Source organism: Thermodesulfobium acidiphilum (assembly GCF_003057965.1).
GTDB classification, from domain to species: Bacteria; Thermodesulfobiota; Thermodesulfobiia; order Thermodesulfobiales; family Thermodesulfobiaceae; genus Thermodesulfobium; species Thermodesulfobium acidiphilum.
Map to the genome: position 1 here is coordinate 833935 of NZ_CP020921.1, position 16451 is coordinate 850385.

Sequence of the window (16451 nt, forward strand, 5' to 3'; positions counted from 1 at the left end):
AAATGTCACAGGAACTTATTAAAAAAGTAGAGTCAAAATTTCTTAAAGAAACTGTGCCAACATTTAACGTTGGTGATACAGTGAAAGTTTATGTAAAGGTAAAAGAGGGTGAAAAGGAAAGAACTCAGGTATTTGAAGGAATAGTTATTGCAAAGAAGAATGGTGGATTACGAGAGAGTTTTGTTGTTAGAAAGATATCATATGGAGTAGGTGTAGAGAAGAGTTTTATGCTTCACTCACCTAACGTTGAAAAAATTGAAGTAATTCGAAAGGGTAAGGCTAAAAAGGCAAAACTTTATTATCTTAGAGATAAGATCGGAAAACTTGCATCTCATGTAAAAGAGAAATTTTAAGGTAGAAAATTGAAAAAGAAACCGTTCTGGAGAGAAACTTTAGAATCTCTTGTAATTGCTCTTGTTTTAGCTTTTTTTGTTAGAACTTTTCTTTTCCAAATATTTTATATTCCTAGCGGTTCAATGGAGCCTACTTTGATGCCAGGAGATAGAGTTTTGGTTTCAAAAATAGATTATCATTTTGTACCTATTCAAAGATTTGATGTGATAGTTTTTAGATATCCAGTTGATCCATCAAAGGATTTTATAAAAAGAGTTATTGGTTTACCTGGCGATGTGGTTGAAGAGAAAGATGGTGTTTTTTATATAAATGGTAAAAAATTAGTTGAAAATCATCCTATGTATAAAGATAACTTTAATTATCCACCAACAAAAGTTCCTGAAAATTATTATTTTGTGCTAGGAGATAACAGAGGCAATTCTGATGATTCAAGGTTTTGGGGTTTTGTCCCAAAACAGAATATTATTGGAAAGGCTTGGTTGATTATTTGGCCACCTGGAAGGATAGGTTTGATTCCTCAGTAATAGATTTTTTCCCATCCTTAGGTATAGATGAGGTGGGGCGGGGTGCTCTAGCTGGTCCATTGGTTGTAGGTGCTGTATACTTTGATAAAGATTATATGATTGAAGGGTTAAAGGATTCGAAGCTTCTTAAAGACCTGGAAAGAAGGAGGCTTTGTGATATTATCAAAAAGAAAGCACCTTATTGGTCTATTGGGTGGGCTTATCACTGGGAAATTGACAAATTAAATATTTATAGCGCTCTTGTACTTGCATGCAAGAGAGCTATTTTAAATTTGAATTTTTTGCCAGATACAATTTTTTTTGATGGTTCTTTAAAACTAAAAACTTTTCCACTGAAGCATATAGTCTTTCCTAAGGCTGATAGACTAGTTCCTTCTGTTGCTGCTGCATCTATTATTGCAAAGGTTGCTAGAGATGATTATATGATTAACATTTCAAAATTTTACCCCGATTATTTATTTGATATACATAAAGGCTATGGCACAAAATCTCATTTTGAAGTGCTTGAGAAAAAGGGTCTCTCAAAAATTCATAGAAAAACTTTTTGTAGATTTTTAGGCAGGCAGAGGCTTTGTTTTGAGTAATCGTGATAAAGGAAACATATACGAAAGTATTGCTTGTAACTACCTTATAGGTAATGGGTATATAGTTTGCGATAGAAATCTTTCAGCTGGAGTTGGCGAAATTGATATACTGGCAAAAAAGGACAATATATTGGTTTTGGTTGAGGTTAAGGGTAAAAGTTCGGAAAAATTTGGTCATCCTCTAGAGTTTATAACTAAAAATAAGTTGTTAAGAATTAAAAAAGCTTATAATCTTTTGCTCTCTCAAGGTATTTTGCCTGAACATGAGATAGTCAGAGTTGATTTAATATACTTTAAAGCTAATAGCGAATATGTACATATTATTGGAGATGATTGGATTTTATGATATCAAAGGTTAAAAGCGTTACCTTAAATGGACTTGATGCTTATTTGGTTGATATTGAAGTTAGTTTTACTACTGGATATCCAGGTTTTACTATTGTAGGACTTCCTGATACTGTTATTCAGGAATCAAGAGAAAGAATTAAAACAGCACTCAAACATGTCTATAATGAAATACCTGTTAAGAAGATTACAGTAAATCTTGCTCCTGCAGATTTAAGAAAAGAAGGCTCTTATTTAGACTTGCCTGTTGCAATTGGCATTCTAGAGGCAGCAGAAATAATTAGAAAGGTTTCTGAAAATATGGCATTTATTGGAGAACTAGGGCTCGACGGTCAGATTCGTGGCGTTTCAGGTGCTATTTCTTTAGCACTCGGAGCTAAAAAACTAGGCATTGAATCCTTAGTTCTTTCTGTAGAAAACGCACATGAATGTGCAATAGTCCCAGAAGTAAAAACTTATAGTTTTTCTAATCTTAATCAGGTTATAGAAGTCTTTAGAGGAGATGTTTCAATTGACAATTTTCTTACAAAAAGAGAATTAGAAGAAGAGATCGAGACAAATTTTGATATTGACTATTCTGATGTAAAAGGGCAAGAAAGGGCAAAAAGGGCGATAACAATTTCTGCTGTAGGGAGACATAACATACTTTTGATGGGTCCTCCAGGTTCCGGAAAGTCTATGTTAATGAAAAGATTTCCCACAATTCTACCCCATCTTGATGATGAAGAGAGTATCGTAGTAACACAAATTTATAGTTTGATAGGGGAGATGAAGAATAGAAAAAGTCTTATAAGAAAAAGACCTTTTAGAAGTCCTCATCATTCAATTTCGCTCGCGGGTCTTACAGGTGGTGGATCGCCGCCTAAACCAGGGGAGATGAGTTTGGCTCATAGAGGAATACTGTTTTTAGATGAAATTCTTGAATTTAGAAAAGATTTGATTGAATCTCTCAGACAACCCTTAGAAGATGGGAAAATTACAATTAGCAGGGCTTCTTCCTCTTTAACCTTTCCTGCACAATTTTTGTTGGCTGCCTGTTCAAATCCATGTAAATGTGGTTATTTTAAAGATAGATTTAATCCTTGCACTTGTACTCTAAGCGATATTAAGAAATATAGAAGTAAACTTTCAGGACCTATTAGAGACAGATTCGATATTATGCTTGAGGTTCCCAGACTTTCAAATGAAGAACTATTGGGAATGAAGCCTGGCAAAACTTCTGAAGAGATGAAAAATGAAATATTAAAAGCAAAAAAGTTTCAGTTGGCAAGAACCAAAGGAGTCGTCAAAAATAATTCTGAACTTAGTCCGAAAGAAATAAAAAAATATATAATTTTGGATGATAAGGCAAAAAAACTTTTGGCTACTGCAATAGATAATCATCATTTTTCTGCTAGAGCATACGATAAAATCTTAAAACTTTCAAGAACCATAGCTGATTTAGATGAAGAAGAAATTGTTAAACCACAGCATATAGCAGAGGCTATTTCTTTAAGAAACATAAAATGGGATCCATATGACTGATATAGAACTATGGTTGGCTCTTTCTATTTGTAAAATACCATTTAAGAAAATTAGAGACAGATTAGAAGACACAGAATTCCTTGAATTTTTGGTTAAAGAATTTTGTGATAAAAGTAATCTTCTTAAACTAGATAAAAAGGTTAAATCAACTATAGAATTTGCAGAAAAAAATAATGTTGAATTAATTCCGTATTTTTCAAAAAAATATCCTGATAACCTAAAGCATTTAAATGATCCCCCAATCTTACTCTATTGTAAAGGCAATGTAAATTTATTAAAAAGTGAAAAAATGCTATCAATAGTAGGTTCAAGAAGGGCAACTGCATATGGGAAATCTCAGGTAATAGAATTTTCTAAGCAACTTTCAAGTTTTGGTTTTACAATTGTTTCTGGCTTGGCAAGAGGTATTGATGAGTATGCTCACAGATCTTGTTTGGAAGTAGGCGGTAAAACTATTGCAGTGCTTGGTAATGGCTTAGATATATTTTATCCTACTGAAAATAGAGAACTTCAAATTGAAATATCAGAAATGGGACTATTGGTTAGCGAATATTCCTTTAAAGAAGGACCAACACCTTATTCTTTTCCTAAAAGGAATAGAATTATTGCAGCTCTTTCTAAAGGCACATTGGTTGTTGAAGCAGAGAAAAAGAGCGGTGCACTTTTGACTGCAGGTTTTTCTTTAGATCTTGGAAGAGATATATTTTCTCTTCCTGGTCCTGTAAATTCTCCAAAAAGTTTTGGGACTAACACTCTTATCAGAAACGGTGCTATTTTGGTAAGGTCTTTCGAAGATATATTGGATGAGTTTGGATATACAATTGTAAAGGAAAACTATAAACTTGAACAACTTGAAATTCTAACACCCTATGAAGAGCGAGTTTTATCGTGTTTAAATTCTATTAGTTATACGCCCTTTGAGTTAATTTCTTCTAAAATTGAAGATTTAGAACCTCAAGATTTGATACTCATACTAACAGAGCTTGCACTTAAAAATAAAATTGTAGAGTTTGGGGGAAGTTACAAAATTCTATGAAGAATCTTAAGAATAATTCTTTAATATTTTTATCGTTTGTAATTACAATTTTTATAATTCTTTTTATCGCATTATTATTAAATAAAAAGAATAACATTATTTATTCAGGAAATTGGTTACAATCTGGTTACGACCAGGCTGGTACAAGATATTCTAATGTAAACATTCCTCTCCATCCTAAAGCAAAGTGGATTTATAATGCTAAGGGTTGGATCGTTGGCAGCCCTGCCGTAAAGGATAGCTTTGTTTATGTAAATGTTTTAGGGGGGGAACTTCTTAAATTAGACTTAAACGATGGTAATTTAGTTTGGTCTATGGGTGAAGGTGGATTTAGTTCTGTGGCCCTAGAACATGATAGGGTTTATGCTGGAATGGTTGGTAAATATGGGCTTTCATCTATTGATCCAAATAACGGAAATGTATATTTTTCAAATCCCTTATGGAGAGGGATTCGTTCTAGTCCCGTTATAGATAGCAACATGGTATTTATAACGTCGCTGGACGGAAACATATATTCATATAATTCAATTAGCGGGAAGAAAATTTGGTCAAGATTTTTAGGAGAACATGAAATGGCTACCCCAGCTGTTTCGCAGGGTAGAGTAGTTGTAGGTAGTGAAAATAAAACTCTATACTGTTTATCTGAAAAAAATGGCGAGATTTTATGGAAAATAAAATTATCAAATATTATTAGGGCAGATCCTGCTATTTTTGATAATAAAATTTATATTGGTGATTTTTCGGGCAACTTTTATTGTATTGATCTTCAAAACGGAAAAATTTTGTGGACTTATAAAACTGGTGATGCAATTCTTAATTCTGCTGCAGTTACTCCTGATGGAAATATTTATTTTCCCTCTTGTGACGGCTACATATACGCAGTAAACCCTTATGGCAAACTACTTTGGAAGTTTAAAACTAATAGCTATCCATCTTCCTCTGTTACTGCTACTAAAGATAGTATATTGTTTGGTACATATGATGGTGGGATTTATGCATTAGATATAACTGATGGCAAACTGATTTGGAGACTGTATGCAGGTGGGCCAATTAGATCGAACGTTGTTCCAATAAACAACATGATCATTGCAGGTTCTGATGATGGTAAGGTTTATGCTTTTACTGATAATGGAACCCTTCCTGCGGACAAAAAAATAGTATCTTATACTCAAGATAAAGCCACATTTGCTAAATTAGAAAACGATAAGGTGATTATTCCTTCTGAAGATCTCAAGTGTTCTGCCAAGGTTGATGTCTTAATTTTTGGTGGTTCTATTAGTGCTCTTACAGTGGCAAAGCAGATTAAGGATTCTGGAAAAAGCGTAATGATAATTGACAGTGCCCCCTTCCTTGGTGGTAGGTTTACCCAGGGTTTCTCTCCTTTGCAATATTCTGAGCTTACTAAAACTTTTGGAAATTTTATAAAGCATGTTCAAAATACTTACTATAAAAATGTTTCAGATGACAAGTATGTTGATACAGAAATATTAAAATTTGCTCTTGATAAGTTTGCTAGAGAAAACAAGATCCCGGTTTTATTTCACTCTTATCCTTTAAACGTGTTTAGTAAAGATGGTTATAAATATACATTATTTATCTCTAAGGGTGGTCATCAGATAATACGTTCAAAAGTTGTAATAGATGCATCTAATAATTCTCTTCTTTTAGGAACAGCAGATCCTTCAATTTTAAATTTTGATAGAGCAGTTCTGAACTTTTCTGTAATAAATTCTAATTATAAAAACACTAACACTGCTTTTAATAATCAAAAAGTTTTATCTTTTAGTTTGGGAAAACCGATAAAAAATTCTAGCGAATATATTGACACTGAAGAATATCTAAGAAACATGTATGCAAACTATATCCTTTCAAATCATACATTTATACCAGGAGTATCTCCTATAAGTTTAGTTTTGAAAAGACCTAATAATGAATTTAAGGAAGTTAATAGTGATGAATTTTTATTGCCTGATAATCCATATACTCCTGAAAGGGATATAGAAAAAATTCTAACTTCACTAAAAGATACAGAAGCCAACAACCCCGAAAATACTTTTCATGTAAATCAGGAAGAGATTCGTATTTTAAAAAAATATGATGTGGTTATTGTTGGTGGAGGGCCTAGTGGTTTTGCTGCATCAATTATGGCTGCTAGAATGGGCATGAAGGTAGCTCTTATAGAACAATATCCATTTTTTGGTGGAATGGGTACTGCAGGAGGGGTTAGTTATTTTGAACCTGGTTCTGTTGGAGTAATTTTTAAAGAAGTGAGAACAAAGCTTTATGGATCAAAAAATTTGCCAAATGTAGGTAGACTTTTTGATACTGAGATTGCTAAATCAATTTATCAGAATATGGTTCATAATGAAAAAAATATTACAGTTTATTTTGACTCTTTTGCTCTAATGCCTGTGATGGATTCAAAGAAGGTACTTGGGGTGGTAATTAAAAGACCATACGACTGTGTGGCTATTTTGGGAAAAAGAGTAATTGATGCAACGGGTGATGGTGATATTGCTGCTAAAGCAGGTGTTCAATACGTTTTTGGCAGAACATGGGATCATAAAATTATGCCATTAACGACAATGTTTACAATGTATCCAACAGGTCCAAAAAGAGAAAAGGGAGTATGGGTGCTTTCAAATGGGAAAGTTTTAGTAAATGAAACTAGAGTATATGCAAATCCACTTAACATTGACAAGTTTTCTAATGCAGAAATGATTGGTAGAGAACAAATGTGGGATATTTTTTCTAATATTGAGAAAAGATATAATTATAGGATTTTATCTTCAGGTCCTCAAATTGGAGTTAGGGAATCAAGACATTTCCTTGGTGAATATACACTTCAAGAGAAAGATATTCTGGTAGGAAGACACTTTTATGATGGTATTGCGTTATGCTTTTATGGAGTTGATATCCATAATCCATACGGAGGACCAGGAGGTTTTCAATTACCGATTATTCCTTATGAAATACCTTTAAGAACTTTGATTCCTCAAGGAGTTGATAATCTGATAATTGTTGGAAGAACTATTAGCGCACAGCCACTTGCAATGGCATCATTTAGAGTGCAATCAACTATGATGAGCGTTGGTGAAGCCGGTGGCCTTTTGGCTGCAGAGTCGATAAGATCAGACTTACCTGTAAAAGATGTAGATGGAGCAAAGATTAAACATATCCTAAGAAACATGGGGGTATATCTTCCATAGAATATGTTAATATTATCAATGTATGACGTTAAAAATATTAAGTGAAACGGAGATAATATAAATGTATACTCTTATAGTTGAAGATAGTTTTTCTTCTGCTCATTTTTTAACCAATAATGGAGAAATTGAATTTGAGCCTCTTCATGGACATACATTTAAAGTAAGTGTTGAAATTTCTGGTAATACGCTTGATGATTTTGGAATGTTAATTGATTTTAGAATTATAAAAAAGAAGTTGAAAGAGATTTTAGATATTTTTGATCATAAACTTTTGAACGATGTTGTAAAGTTTAGCCCAACTTCAGAAAATTTGTCAAAGTATATATTTGATGAGTTTGAAAAATTTTTAGAAAATTATAAAGGAATAATTGTTAGCTCTGTTACAGTTTGGGAATCACAAACAACTTGTGCAAAATATAAAAAAGAGGTGTCTAGATGAATAGAAAATCTTTTTTAGACTTAACAGTCTTTGACAACCATTCTTTGAAAGAAATTATAAAACTTTCAGATAAACTTTCTACAACTAGGTTTTTACTTGGTGATGTTTTAAAACAAAAAGTCATAGCTTTAATTTTTTTAAAGCACTCTACCAGAACAAGAGTCTCTTTTGAAGTTGCTATTAGAGACCTTGGTGGAAGCACTATTTTTCTTGGTAGAGATGAGCTTCAAATAGGAAGGGGTGAACCCATAAAGGATACCGCTAGAGTGCTAAGTGGTTATGTTCATGGTATAATTGCAAGGCTTTATAGTCACGATTCTTTAATAGAACTAGCAAATTATTCGACTATCCCTATTATTAATGCTTTAACTGATTATAATCATCCTGTTCAGATACTTGCAGATCTGCTCACAGTTTATCAGGAATTTAAAACCTTAAATGTAAAATGGGCTTATGTTGGAGATGGAAACAATATAGCAAGGTCTTTAGTGGAAGCTGCTAGTATAATTGGTTTTGAGTTGTGTATAGCATCTCCACAAGGGTATGAGCTTGAAAAAGAATTTAAAGAAAAGTATAGAAATTTTGATTTTATTAAATTTACAAACGATCCTGTTTTATCTGTAAAAGGAGCATCGGTAGTATATACTGACACCTGGATTAGCATGGGTCAAGAAGCGGAAAAGGAAAAAAGAATATCTGATTTCAAAAGGTTTATTGTTAATAAAGAACTTTTCTCTCATGCAAGAGAAGATGCTATATTTTTGCACTGTTTGCCTGCTTATAGGGGGCTTGAGGTTAGTGAAGATGTTTTAGAGGGAGAAAGATCGAGAGTTTTTAAACAAGCTCACAACAGATTGCATAGCGAAAAGGCTCTTTTGTGGTCTATATATAGTGGTTATTTATCTGATAAAATTTTGTTAAAGTAAACTATTCTGGAGGTTATTAACTCATGAGATCTTTAGTTATTTTGCTCTTGTTTTTAAGCTTATTAATTCCGGGTAACCTTGCTTTTGCTGAAAAGAATTTAAAGACTGAAGTGGATTTAAAAAAAGAACAAAATGCTCCTGATGTATTCAGCAAACTTGAGGATGTGCCCGATATGACTTTTAAAATTAGCTTTGATTCGTTTAAATACAAAAAAGCAAAATCGGCAGACATTTATCTTAAACCTGGAAAAATTCTAATAAGCTTTAATGGTCCTTTGTTTTTAGGACAACAAACTCAAATTCTTGCACTTAGTAAGGATAGGTCGGTATACTTTATGCTACCAGTTTTACAAAGAGCTATAAGGTTTGAAGCAGACAAATTCCCAAAATATACCAAAGAGCTAAATGAATTTTTTATACTTCCTACTTATGGTGAACAAGTAATGAAAGACGACAATTTTAAGAAGATTGGTGAAGAGGAAGTAGAAGGAGAGACTTGCTATGAAATGCAGAAAAAGATTGAAGGCAAAGAGCTTACTGTGTGGGTTGGCAAGTGGACACATTTTATTAGAAAAGCGGATTTGACTTCTTCTAAAGGAACTACTCATATTACAATAACTGATTTAGTTTGGGGATTTCCTGTCTCTGACGACTACTTTAAAATTCCATCTAACATGGTAGTTTATGACTGGAAGAAATAGAATAAAATGTACTTTCCTTTCTTAATAAACTTAGATGGCAAAGCTATATTAGTTGTTGGCGGTGGAAAAGTGGCCTACAGGAAAGTTTTGCTATTCAAAAAATTCTCTAATGATATTACTATTATTGCGCCTGAATTATGTTCTGAGTTGGAGGAAGAAATTAAAAAGAGCAATTTTGTTTACTTAAAAAAATATTTTGAAAATGGTGATACTTTTAAATTTGATGTAATTATAGCCGCAACAAATAGCAGAGATGTGAATAGATTAATTTATTTAGAATCAAAAAAAAATAATAAACTTATAAATGTAGTAGATGATCCTGAACTTTGTGCTTTTATAGTGCCATCTATAATATCTTATGAAAATTTTTTAATTGCTTTTTCTACATTTGGAAAGGCTCCATCGTTATCAAGGGTATTCAGAGAGGAACTTGAAAGGGATTTCGATTCTAGTTTTAATAGTATTATTGGATACTTAGAATCTTTAAGAGAAAGTATTAAGAATAAAAATTATCTGCCGAAAGAAAGAGAAAAAATTTTATTAGATTGTTCCCGTAAAGCATTTAAGTATTTTAGAAGAGGTAAAAGCCTTTCAGAAATTAAGGCGATGATTGAAAGTTGCAATTAAGATTGTTGGGCCTTAACTATAAGAGCGCAACGGTAGATATTAGAGAAAAAATCTCTTTTCCAGGTCACAATGATTTGATTTCAGGTTTGAAAATTCTTTTTTCTATTGTTGAACCTGACGAAGCAATCATTATTTCTACATGTAATCGAACTGAAGTTATATGTGTAAATCCGAAAAAAGATATAATAGAATTTTTCTCCTATATTGCGAATATTCCCAAAGAGTCTATGAAAAAATTTACTTACTATTTTGAAGATATTCAAGTTGCTAAGCATTTGTTTATTGTAGCATCCAGTCTTGATTCTTTAGTAGTTGGTGAAAGTCAGATCTTATCTCAGATTAAAGATGCTCAAGAAATTGCGAGCACAAATAAGTTTAGTAGTTTGATATTAAATCATTTGATCTCTCAAGCTATAAGAGTTGGGAAACGAGTGAGAACAGAAACTCAAATAGGAAAGGGTAATTTGAGCGTTGCAACTGTTGCTATTGATCTTGCAAATTCAATCTTTGGATCCATTGAAAAAAAGAAAATTTTGGTAGTTGGTGCTGGCAAAATGTCAAAACTTTTTTTAAAAACTTTGAAAAATCATGGCGTTTCAAATATATTTATTAGCAATAGAAGTAAAGAAAAGGGGATTGAAATTTCAAGCGAATTTAACGCTAAATTTTTGGAATTCGAAAGAAGATTTGAAATATTAAATGAAGTTGATATTGTTCTTACTTCTACGGGTTCTTGTGATTATATCTTCCCTTTTGAGTTGGTTAAAAAAAGTACAAGTAAAAGAACTGAGTCTTTATTTATGATTGACATTGCTATTCCCAGAGATATAGATCCAAAAATTAATAGCTTAGAAAACGTTTTTTTGTATAATATTGACGATTTAACTAGAATTGTTGAAAAAAATAGAAGCAAAAGGTTGAAGGAAATACCTAGGGTAGAAGAGATAATCGAAGAAGAACTAAAAATATTTAATCATTGGTGCTATCTTAATAAAATTATTCCTACTATTTCAAGAATTAGAATAGCTGCAGAAAAAATTAGAAAAGCTGAAGTAGAAAAGACTCTTTCTAAGTTGAATAGCAAACTTTCAGAAAAAGAAGTTGAACAAATAGACGCTATGACTAAAGCTATAGTGAAAAAGATATTACACAATCCAACTGTTCAATTAAAGCGACATATTAATGATAATAATTTGGAGAACATAATTAATATAACTGAACTTTTATTTAACTTAGATTCTGATTTATTATTGCCAGATTTTGGTAAACATAAGGAGTTAAAATGATTTTAGTGGCTATTGATTTAATAGTACTATCTATCTTTTTCTCTGTTTTAAATATTTTCAAAAATAATAAAATTAATATATACCTTTCTGTTATTTTTGCTTTGCTTTGTTTTTTTGATTTAGGAATTTACATTATAAAATTATTTTTAAGTTCACAGTTTTTTTATATTAATATTTTTATTTACGAAAAATTAATTAGTACCTTTTTATTACTTGTTTTTATATACTTTAGCTTTAAAAAAAGCTGGAGAATTATAGCTCTATTTGTTATTTTATTCTCTTTATTTTTTCTTATCCATTCAGATATATTTGAATTTTCAAAAATAATTGTTCTTAGTAACATTTATAACAAAAATTTCCCACATATTCTTTTGTTTTATCATTATATGTTTGCATCTATTGCTCAAACTTTATTTTTGTCTTCCTTTATAATTTCTTTCTTTTTCTTTTATGAAAGATGGAGAGTGAAACATAAAAAATTTGGTCCGTTTATAAAGCTTTTACCTTCACTACCAGAGCTTGATAAAAAGATCTTGAGCTTTATATCTTTGGGATTTTGTTTTTTAACCCTGTCAATATTTCTTGGTTTTGTAATTTTAAAAGAAACGTATAATGGTTTTTACTTAATTGATCCAAATAATGTGCTTAATGTTGTATTATGGATAATGTTTTTAATATATATAATTATAAGGAAAAAAACTAAAATGATGACTGAAAAACTTTCATGGTTGGTCTTAATTTCAACAATTTTAACCTTTTTATCTATTTTTCTTAGTTATTTTACCATTACATTTCATAATTTTCGGTAAAGGAGAGAATATTTGAGAGGAAAAATTATAATTGGTACTCGCGGGAGCAAGCTCGCTCTTACTCAGGCAAGATATGTAGCCAATCTTATTAATAAATTTGATAGTAATATTAAGATTGAAATAAAGATCATAAAAACTACTGGAGACAAACTGATGGTTGCGCTGCACAAAGCGCCAGAAAAAGGATTATTTGTTAAAGAAATTGAAGAGGCGCTCTTGAATAAAGAAATAGATTTAGCTGTACACAGCATGAAAGATATGCCAGCAGAAACTATAAGCGAACTAGAAATTTTCGCTGTGCCTATTAGAGAAGATCCTTCTGATGTAATTGTGCCTAGAAACAAATTAAATGTTGGGAGTTTAAAAGATATCGATTCAAACTCAGTATTTGCAACCAGTAGTCTAAGAAGGATTTCTCTTATAAATAATTTTTTGAAGTGTAAAGAAATTAAAGACATAAGGGGAAATATTGATACTAGATTAAAAAAACTTGATGAAGGTTTTTGTGATTATATTATAATGGCAAAAGCTGCTTTAGATAGGCTTGGAATTAAAAGAAATTTTATTACACTTGATCCATTTAGCTTTGTTCCTGCTGTAGCACAGGGTGCACTTGCTATTCAGGGAAGGAAAGAGGATTTTAATAAGTTTGCTGAAATTATAAGATTTTTAGATGACTCTGATACAAGAATTTCGACAGATATTGAAAGAAGGGTTTTAAGACTGATTGGTGGTGGCTGTCAAATCCCCTTTGGCTGTTATGTCTGTCCTATTGAAAACAAATTTTTTAAAATTTCTGCTTTTATAGAAAAAGATGATAATATAATAAGAGTTTTATTTGAAGAAGACTTTAAAAAGGATAAAAATGAGGTTGCTGATGAAATATATAAAAGACTTTTTTTCTAATAAAGTTTTTAGACATCTTGTTTATTTTTTTATTTTTTTATTTTTAGTTAACTTTGTCTTTCTTAAAACAAATGCCTATTCACAGGAAAGCACTTTAAGTTTAAGACTAGGAAATGGAATGGTTATTGTTCTTGGTGAACAATCATCTTTAAGTAAAATTAAAGATTTGATTCTTACAAGTAAAAGGAAGTTTGAAACGATTCAGGATTTGGCTGATTTTATCTCCAGTGAACACATAAGTGGGATTAAAGAAATTGGATTATTTGTTTCTGATAATTTACAACCTAATGAAAATATAAAAAAGGTGTTTGATGGAACATTAAGAGATGCCATCGAAAAGGGTGTAATACCATATTTGCCAAATAACATAAAGTTCTCTCAGGTAAGAGAATTTTTGGAAAGTTTTGGATATAACGTTATCTTTGGCCCAGGTGTTTATCCTTTTTCTGATAAATTAAAATGTGAAGTGAAGCTTGCAAGTTATGGTCTTAAAAGTGGAAGTTATATTGAAATTAATTGGAAAAAATATATTCCTAAAAAATTGGGTTATTTTTTGATTGCGATTGATCCAAATAATGGCAAAATTATTAGCGAAGGCAATTTTAATACCTCTTTCCATCATCAAGAGAATGCCGCTTTAGTTAATTACCTTCAATCTGTGCCAAAAAATGCCTTTTTGCTTGGTGTAATAAATATAGAAGCTATGAGGAAAATGGATAGTGATTCATATACACTTCTAAATCAAATGGGATTACATTTAGTTCCTTTTGGATACTATGGATATAGCCATGCATTTATTTTGGATGTAAAAGAAAAAAAAGCGCTGGAAGAAAGATCTTCAACTATATCAGAACTATATTATGTTCCTCCAGAGAAATTGGATGAATCAAGTTTTATTAGATTAATTAATAAAAAACCACTTCCAACAATTTATCTTGACGGTTTAAGCCCTGATTCAAAAGTTTTAGTTTTTTCACTGCCGCAAAATAGGAGGTTTTGATGTCTGAGAGTAAGAAAAAAGTAATGATTGTTGAGTCGCCATCTAAAACAAAAACTCTTTCTAAAATACTTGGCAAGTCTTTAAAAATTTTAGCGTCAAAGGGTCACGTTCGTGACTTACCAAAAACAAGGCTTGGCATTGATATAGATAATAATTTTGATCCTACTTTTAGGATTATGAAAGAAAAAAGCAAGCTTATAGAAGATTTAAGAAAAGAGGTAAAGGATGCAAAAATAGTTTATCTTGCTCCAGATCCTGATAGAGAAGGCGAAGCAATTGCATGGCATTTAAAAGAAGTGCTTAAGTTAAAAGATGGTCAGTACAAAAGGGTATATTTTAATGAAATTACTGAAAAAGCTGTTAAAGAAGCAATGAGGCAACCAAGAGATTTAGATACAAAACTTATTGAGGCACAAAAAGCAAGAAGAATTTTAGATAGAATAATTGGTTATAAAATATCTCCGTTCCTGTGGAAAACTCTCCAAAGGGGACTTTCTGCTGGCAGAGTTCAGTCGGTTGCGCTAAGAATGGTGGTTGAGAGAGAAAGAGAAATAAGAGATTTTGAAGTTAAAAAGTATTATACCTTTCAGATTAAATGCCTAGATGACAATAATAAAGAGTTTACTTTAAAGTTATGTGACAAAAAATATAATCCAATAAAATTTTTTGATGAAGATGAGGCTAATGAGGTTCTTAAAAAATTAGAAGGTGCAAAACTTGCTATAAAAAGCCTAGAAATTAAGGAAAAGAAAAAGAATTCACCATTTCCCTTCATTACCAGTACCCTTCAACAGGAAGCACAAAAAAAACACGGGTTTAGCTTAAAGAAAACAATGAAATTGGCGCAGTCACTATATGAAGGTCTTCAGATTGGTCCTGAGGGAAGTACTGGATTGATTACATACATGAGAACAGATTCCTTCAACGTTTCTCTTGAGGCACAGGAAAATGCAAAGGAGCTAATTGTAAAACTATTTGGTGAAGACTTTTACAAAAAATATCATCCAAAAAAGAATAAAAGCAGTCAGGAAGCACATGAAGCTATAAGGCCTACATCAGTTTTTAGATTACCAGATGAAATAAAGCAGTATCTTGGCAAAGAATATTATCTTTTATATGATCTTATCTGGAAAAGATTCATGGCAAGCCAGATGGCGAATGCTGTTTATGATGCGCTCGAGATCAAAGGTGAAGCCGAAAATTATAATTTTTTTGCTAGATTTTTAAATTTAAAATTTCCTGGATATATGGTTTTGTGGGATGAAGAAAAAGAAACTGATGAAAATGATGAAGTTTTCCCTAAATTAACTGAAGGTAAACTTTATGAAATAGTTTCTATTGATAAAATTGAAGGATTTCTTTCTCCGCCTCCTAGATACACTGAGGCTACCCTTGTAAAAAGATTAGAAGAGCTTGGAATTGGAAGACCTTCTACATATGCTCCAACTATTATTACTCTTCAAGAGAGAAATTATGTCAAAAAAGAGGGGAAGGTTTTAATTCCTACAAAAATTGGCGAAGAAGTAACAGATATACTGGTAAAATATTTTCCTGACATTGTTGATTATGAATTTACTGCAAAAATGGAAAGCGATCTGGATAAGATATTTAATGAAGAAGATAGAATAAAACTCCTAAAGGATTTTTACCAGCCGTTTGAAATGAGTCTTCATAATTTTGAAGAGAATTCAATTGAAATTCTTAACTCTTTGGTTTCTGAGAAAAAATGCCCATTATGTGGTTCTGACATGAAATTAAGAATTAGTAAATTTGGCAGATTTTACTCATGTTCAAGATATCCTGAGTGTAAAGGTAAATTACCCTTTGAGGATTCTTCTAATAGTGAAAAAAATAATAATGAAGAAAATTTGAATAAAAACGAGGATGATGCTAAAGAATCGGATGTTGAGTGTCCAATATGCGGTAGTAAAATGGTTGAGAAAAGAAGCAAATTTGGAAGGTTTTTAGCCTGTTCAAGATATCCAGAGTGTAAAGGCACCCTGCCTTATGGGAAAAGGGTCGAACAAAGGTGCCCAAATTGCGGTGGTCAATTAATTAGGACATTTAGTAAAAAAGGTAAACCTTATTATAAGTGTGTAAATAAAGATTGTAATTATTATAGTTTCAAGTTACCGAATAATGGTAAAAATCATAAGGTTGAAAAATCTACAAAGGAATAGA

At 31.5% G+C, this 16451-nt stretch carries 16 protein-coding genes; all 16 read left to right on the forward strand.

The features are described from left to right. The first annotated feature begins 2 nt into the window (after nt 1-2). Nucleotides 3-353 carry a 50S ribosomal protein L19 gene (rplS, locus tag TDSAC_RS04305; protein WP_108309044.1) on the forward strand — a complete coding sequence of 117 codons (351 nt, stop codon included), beginning with the start codon at nt 3-5 and terminating at the stop codon, nt 351-353. A 9-nt stretch (nt 354-362) separates the two neighbouring features. Continuing rightward, the gene (gene lepB / locus TDSAC_RS04310) at nt 363-878 is read left to right on the forward strand and encodes a signal peptidase I (protein ID WP_108309045.1); all 516 of its coding nucleotides are present in this window, start codon (nt 363-365) and stop codon (nt 876-878) included. Beyond that, complete coding sequence (locus tag TDSAC_RS04315; protein WP_199919924.1) at nt 842-1462, forward strand: ribonuclease HII; 621 nt, start codon at nt 842-844, stop codon at nt 1460-1462. The genes lepB and TDSAC_RS04315 overlap by 37 nt, the downstream gene beginning before the upstream one ends. Further along, complete coding sequence (locus tag TDSAC_RS04320) at nt 1455-1808, forward strand: YraN family protein (RefSeq protein ID WP_108309047.1); 354 nt, start codon at nt 1455-1457, stop codon at nt 1806-1808. The genes TDSAC_RS04315 and TDSAC_RS04320 overlap by 8 nt, the downstream gene beginning before the upstream one ends. Continuing rightward, nucleotides 1805-3331 (forward strand): YifB family Mg chelatase-like AAA ATPase, encoded by a 1527-nt coding sequence (locus TDSAC_RS04325; RefSeq protein ID WP_108310312.1) that lies wholly within the window; start codon nt 1805-1807, stop codon nt 3329-3331. The genes TDSAC_RS04320 and TDSAC_RS04325 overlap by 4 nt, the downstream gene beginning before the upstream one ends. Next, entirely contained in the window at nt 3324-4367 is a 1044-nt protein-coding gene (dprA, locus tag TDSAC_RS04330) for a DNA-processing protein DprA (protein WP_108309048.1), read from the forward strand. The genes TDSAC_RS04325 and dprA overlap by 8 nt, the downstream gene beginning before the upstream one ends. Then, on the forward strand, nt 4364-7576 hold the full coding sequence (locus tag TDSAC_RS04335) for an FAD-dependent oxidoreductase (protein ID WP_108309049.1): 3213 nt from the start codon (nt 4364-4366) through the stop codon (nt 7574-7576). The genes dprA and TDSAC_RS04335 overlap by 4 nt, the downstream gene beginning before the upstream one ends. Nucleotides 7577-7637: 61 nt before the next feature. Further along, nucleotides 7638-8015, forward strand: coding sequence for a 6-carboxytetrahydropterin synthase QueD (queD, locus tag TDSAC_RS04340; protein ID WP_108309050.1), 378 nt, complete (start codon nt 7638-7640; stop codon nt 8013-8015). Then, on the forward strand, nt 8012-8941 hold the full coding sequence (argF, locus tag TDSAC_RS04345) for an ornithine carbamoyltransferase (protein ID WP_108309051.1): 930 nt from the start codon (nt 8012-8014) through the stop codon (nt 8939-8941). The genes queD and argF overlap by 4 nt, the downstream gene beginning before the upstream one ends. A gap of 23 nt (nt 8942-8964) precedes the next feature. Then, nucleotides 8965-9642: a hypothetical protein gene (locus tag TDSAC_RS04350; RefSeq protein WP_108309052.1), complete on the forward strand. Its 678-nt coding sequence runs from the start codon at nt 8965-8967 to the stop codon at nt 9640-9642. Between the two features lie 6 nt (nt 9643-9648). Then, nucleotides 9649-10269: a precorrin-2 dehydrogenase/sirohydrochlorin ferrochelatase family protein gene (locus tag TDSAC_RS04355; RefSeq protein WP_108309053.1), complete on the forward strand. Its 621-nt coding sequence runs from the start codon at nt 9649-9651 to the stop codon at nt 10267-10269. After that, nucleotides 10260-11555 carry a glutamyl-tRNA reductase gene (gene hemA / locus TDSAC_RS04360; protein ID WP_108309054.1) on the forward strand — a complete coding sequence of 432 codons (1296 nt, stop codon included), beginning with the start codon at nt 10260-10262 and terminating at the stop codon, nt 11553-11555. Before TDSAC_RS04355 ends, hemA begins: the two co-directional genes overlap by 10 nt. Further along, complete coding sequence (gene ccsA, locus TDSAC_RS04365; RefSeq protein WP_108309055.1) at nt 11552-12364, forward strand: cytochrome c biogenesis protein CcsA; 813 nt, start codon at nt 11552-11554, stop codon at nt 12362-12364. Before hemA ends, ccsA begins: the two co-directional genes overlap by 4 nt. Nucleotides 12365-12376: 12 nt before the next feature. Beyond that, the gene (hemC, locus tag TDSAC_RS04370; protein WP_108309056.1) at nt 12377-13270 is read left to right on the forward strand and encodes a hydroxymethylbilane synthase; all 894 of its coding nucleotides are present in this window, start codon (nt 12377-12379) and stop codon (nt 13268-13270) included. Further along, nucleotides 13242-14270, forward strand: coding sequence for an interleukin-like EMT inducer domain-containing protein (locus tag TDSAC_RS04375; protein ID WP_199919925.1), 1029 nt, complete (start codon nt 13242-13244; stop codon nt 14268-14270). Before hemC ends, TDSAC_RS04375 begins: the two co-directional genes overlap by 29 nt. After that, the gene (gene topA, locus TDSAC_RS04380; RefSeq protein ID WP_108309058.1) at nt 14270-16450 is read left to right on the forward strand and encodes a type I DNA topoisomerase; all 2181 of its coding nucleotides are present in this window, start codon (nt 14270-14272) and stop codon (nt 16448-16450) included. The genes TDSAC_RS04375 and topA overlap by 1 nt, the downstream gene beginning before the upstream one ends. The last annotated feature ends 1 nt before the right edge of the window (nt 16451 follow it).

Bases quoted from the DNA above. Each gene is read 5' to 3' on its own strand.
- TDSAC_RS04375 (WP_199919925.1), top strand. From the start codon at position 13,242: ATGAAATATATAAAAGACTTTTTTTCTAATAAAGTTTTTAGACATCTT.
- TDSAC_RS04350 (WP_108309052.1), top strand. From the start codon at position 8,965: ATGAGATCTTTAGTTATTTTGCTCTTGTTTTTAAGCTTATTAATTCCG.
- dprA (WP_108309048.1), top strand. From the start codon at position 3,324: ATGACTGATATAGAACTATGGTTGGCTCTTTCTATTTGTAAAATACCA.
- topA (WP_108309058.1), top strand. From the start codon at position 14,270: ATGTCTGAGAGTAAGAAAAAAGTAATGATTGTTGAGTCGCCATCTAAA.
- rplS (WP_108309044.1), top strand. From the start codon at position 3: ATGTCACAGGAACTTATTAAAAAAGTAGAGTCAAAATTTCTTAAAGAA.
- TDSAC_RS04335 (WP_108309049.1), top strand. From the start codon at position 4,364: ATGAAGAATCTTAAGAATAATTCTTTAATATTTTTATCGTTTGTAATT.
- queD (WP_108309050.1), top strand. From the start codon at position 7,638: ATGTATACTCTTATAGTTGAAGATAGTTTTTCTTCTGCTCATTTTTTA.
- TDSAC_RS04355 (WP_108309053.1), top strand. From the start codon at position 9,649: ATGTACTTTCCTTTCTTAATAAACTTAGATGGCAAAGCTATATTAGTT.
- argF (WP_108309051.1), top strand. From the start codon at position 8,012: ATGAATAGAAAATCTTTTTTAGACTTAACAGTCTTTGACAACCATTCT.
- ccsA (WP_108309055.1), top strand. From the start codon at position 11,552: ATGATTTTAGTGGCTATTGATTTAATAGTACTATCTATCTTTTTCTCT.
- TDSAC_RS04325 (WP_108310312.1), top strand. From the start codon at position 1,805: ATGATATCAAAGGTTAAAAGCGTTACCTTAAATGGACTTGATGCTTAT.